The sequence below is a fragment of the Clostridium sp. SGI.024 genome, from assembly GCF_050315195.1.
Taxonomy (GTDB): Bacteria; Bacillota; Clostridia; order Clostridiales; family Clostridiaceae; genus Clostridium.
On sequence record NZ_JBNPON010000115.1, the window covers coordinates 1 to 3,781 of the forward strand.

General features: G+C 28.1%; 4 protein-coding genes. All 4 read right to left on the reverse strand.

Annotated features, from left to right (window positions below):
- Nucleotides 1-21 precede the first annotated feature (21 nt).
- A complete protein-coding gene (gene mreB / locus ACQRD5_RS16765; protein ID WP_427747087.1) occupies nt 22-1,056 on the reverse strand; it encodes a rod shape-determining protein MreB in 1,035 nt (344 codons plus the stop codon).
- Between the two features lie 151 nt (nt 1,057-1,207).
- Entirely contained in the window at nt 1,208-1,462 is a 255-nt protein-coding gene (gene spoIIID, locus ACQRD5_RS16770; RefSeq protein ID WP_291631674.1) for a sporulation transcriptional regulator SpoIIID, read from the reverse strand.
- Nucleotides 1,463-1,672: 210 nt separating this feature from the next.
- Entirely contained in the window at nt 1,673-2,407 is a 735-nt protein-coding gene (locus ACQRD5_RS16775; protein ID WP_291631676.1) for a M23 family metallopeptidase, read from the reverse strand.
- 237 nt (nt 2,408-2,644) lie between these two features.
- On the reverse strand, nt 2,645-3,631 hold the full coding sequence (spoIID, locus tag ACQRD5_RS16780; protein WP_308780435.1) for a stage II sporulation protein D: 987 nt from the start codon (nt 3,629-3,631) through the stop codon (nt 2,645-2,647).
- Between the last annotated feature and the right edge of the window lie 150 nt (nt 3,632-3,781).

The window sequence follows — 3,781 nt, forward strand, 5'->3', positions numbered from 1 at the left end:
ATATTTATGTAGAAACTACATCTATTCAATCAAACTAATTTCTTCCTCATTTATGTTAATGTCTAATTTATCTAAATATCCTAAAACCTTACCTGTTCCCTCTACTACTGCTTCAACAGAATTATTTGCAACCTCAACATTAACGCCAGTTTCAATTTCTATTAATTTATCTAGTCCGAACAATAATGAACCTCCACCAGTCATTAAAATTCCTCTTTCAATTATATCAGAAGCAAGCTCAGGTGGTGTTTTTTCTAATACTGATTTAACACTATCAACAATTAATGATACAGATTCCTTTAATGCTTCATTAATTTCATTAGAAGTAATAGAAATCTCATCTGGTAATCCTGTGATTAAATTTCTCCCCTTCATAGTTGTAGTTAAATTTCTTGAATCCTTTAATGCAGAACCAACAGTAACCTTTAATTCTTCTGCTGTTTTTTCACCTATCATTATCTTGTACTTATTTCTAACATACTTAATTATAGCATCATCAAAAGAATCTCCTGCCACTTTAATAGATGATCTTACAACAATTCCACCTAATGATATTACAGCTATATCAGTAGTACCACCACCAATGTCTACCACCATAGAACCATTAGGTTTAGTTATATCTAGACCTGCACCAATAGCTGCTGCTAATGGCTCTTCAATTAAGTTAACTTTTTTCGCTCCTGAATTTCTTGCAGCATCTATTACTGCTCTTTTTTCCACTTCAGTTGCTTGAGATGGAACGCATACTATTACTTTAGGAGCTGTAATCTTACTTTTTCCATAAGCTTTTCTTATAAATTCCTTTAACATCTTTTCTGTTATTTCATAGTCAGATATAACTCCATCTCTTAAAGGCCTTACTGCTACAATATTACCAGGAGTTCTTCCTATCATTTTTCTTGCCTCTTCACCTACAGCAAGTACCTTATTATTATTTCTATTTATAGCTACTACTGATGGTTCTTTAAGTATTATTCCTTTACCTTCAGCATAAACTAAAACTGTAGCTGTTCCTAAGTCAATTCCTAAATTACCCCTATTCTTCCAAAACCACATTCCTGTTCACTCCTAATCTAAACTATATAATTTAAATAAAACAATACCTATATATATAAATTTACAATATTTGCCCTATTTCTAATTATATATTGAATATGGTAAACCTTCAATGTTTTTATACTCTTAATAAATGATTATTTAACTAATTCTACTGTCCGGCAGTTTTATATTTAATTTTAGTAGCATTTCCACCTCTAATATGTCTTTCTGCCTTGTTTAACTCTAATATTGAATGGGTTTCTTTTGCTATTGTTGGATTTATCTTAGGTAATCTTTCTGTCATATCTTTATGGATTGTACTTTTACTTACTCCAAATACTTTTGCAGTTTTTCTAATTGTATCTTTTGATTCTATAATATATTTTGCAACTTCTAGAACTCTCTCTTCTATATAATCCTTCAAAAATATTACCTCCTTTATAATAATATTTATTCTTATACTTTAAGGAGCTGTCTCACAATGTAAAAATAATAATATAAAATGTAAAATTGAAGTAGAAACTCCTAAAGATGATTCTAAAATTATATAATTTGAGTTATTTATTACAAATTACATCAACAATCTTACATTCTATATCTTTAATATTTATATATCTTAGACAGCTCCATTTAATTATTCTTCATTAAATGTAAAATAAGCAGTTGGATCTAAATCTTTCCCCTCTGAATCTTGAACTTGTATATTTAAATGTTCTCCAAATTCATTATTAGTAAAAATCTTAGAACTACTTCCAACAGTTCCTATAACAGTATTTTCTGTAACTCTATCACCAACGTTTACTCTAATATCATTTGATAAATTAGTATATTTTGTATATAAACCATTTGAGTGAGCAATAATTACATAATTACCTTCTTCAACTTTTGATGATATTTCTTTTACTTCACCAATAGCAGCTGCCATAACTTCTGTTCCTAAGGAAGCACTTATATCAATTCCTCTAATATTTCTACTAGTTCCATCAGGCATAGATTGAGGCTTTGGATATGTATATCCTCTTGATATTACCCCATCTATAGGATTTGAAAATACAACTTGAGTATTAGTTCCTGATGAAACACTAACACCTTCCTCAGTAGATGCTATATCATTTTCATCTTGAGCTAACTCATAATTTCCATCACCTTCAACTCTTTCAGCATTTTGCTTCTTAGCCTCAGAATTATCTTTATCATCAATATTTAAAGTAAATTCATTTTGTGCTTTATTACTTTCTTCTAATGTCTTATTTCTTTTAGTTGTTACCACAGCAACAGTAGCAATTATACATAAACAAAGAAATAATACTAAATAAAAGCCCTCCTTTCTGAAAAAGTCTTTTACCTTATCTTTTTTGTTTTTATTCATATCAACACCTCCTTTTTGTATTCTTACCTGTTATAGCAAATTAATACAAATTAAAGAGTATTTGTTTACATCAAATTTCTACAATTCTCAACATTATATAGTACCTCTAAAAAATGAAATAAATGAATTTTAAGCGCCTTTATAAATTCAATAAATAATGTAAAAAAGGCTATCTAAATAACAAATTTCTATACCTGTTATTTAGATAGCCTTCTTTTATAATTTTTTAATTATAAATCATTCTTTAAATGTTAACTTACTTATTTCTACACCTGTATAATAGTGAGTTAATATGTCTTTATAATCTGCTCCACTCTTAGCCATAACATTAGCTCCCCATTGGCTCATTCCTACTCCATGCCCATATCCTTTACATTTAAATACTATTTCATTTTCATTTATAACATATTCAAAATTAGTTGAGCTTAATCCTAAAGCTAATCTAAAATCTAACCCTTTTACCTTAGTCTTTCCTATCCTTAATTCTTTTATACCTCCAGCCACACTTCTACTCAATATTTCAATATTATTCTTTAAATTTTCAGAAGTAATACTTGCTTCTTTGTATTTATCATTAATTTTATTCACAAATTCAGGTATATTAAATGGGAATTCAGTTTCATATTTAGGAGCTATTTCTTCCCCCTTGCTTTCAGTTGAAACTAAATAAGGAACTGAATTAGAAAATACATCTACTGCATTCTCTGTCATACCTGAACTAGTTGAAAAGAATTGAGGATATAAGACCAACTCATTATTGTATGTTAATACCATTCCCTTAGTATTATCAACAGCATTAGAAATCTTATTCCAATATTCCTCTGCATTACTTCCCCACTGTTCTAATCTTACATCTTTATTTATATATACTTGACAGTGTGTTGTATCACATACATCTCCACCATTTGCTATATTGCATGGCCTAAGTCTTTTTGCAGCAATATATGTCCTTGCTGCAATTGCTTGAGCTTTTAAAGCTTCATCATCAAAGCTTACCAACATTTCTCCTGAAACTACACTTTTTACATATTCTTCTATTTGAACTTCTTCTATTCTGTTTTCCTTTGTAATATTCACTTTAATAATGTTTTTACCATCTAACAATATATCTTTATTTTCATTAGTAATTTCTGAAACTTCTTCATTTGCCTTTGCTGGCATAGATTTAATTATAAACATTGGTGCAATAATCATAAGTATTAATATTAAAATACTAAATATCATAGTAGATGTAATATCTCTTTTAATAATTATCCCTCCTTTTTAGTAATACAATTAAATATATGTTCTAAATACATAAATATACTTCATATTATTTTTTTATGTTAAGTTAAAATTTAATAATATTTACCTGAACTTCAAATATTCATTTAT

Bases quoted from the DNA above. Each gene is read 5' to 3' on its own strand.
- mreB (WP_427747087.1), bottom strand. From the start codon at position 1,056: ATGTGGTTTTGGAAGAATAGGGGTAATTTAGGAATTGACTTAGGAACA.
- ACQRD5_RS16775 (WP_291631676.1), bottom strand. From the start codon at position 2,407: ATGAATAAAAACAAAAAAGATAAGGTAAAAGACTTTTTCAGAAAGGAG.
- spoIID (WP_308780435.1), bottom strand. From the start codon at position 3,631: ATGATATTTAGTATTTTAATATTAATACTTATGATTATTGCACCAATG.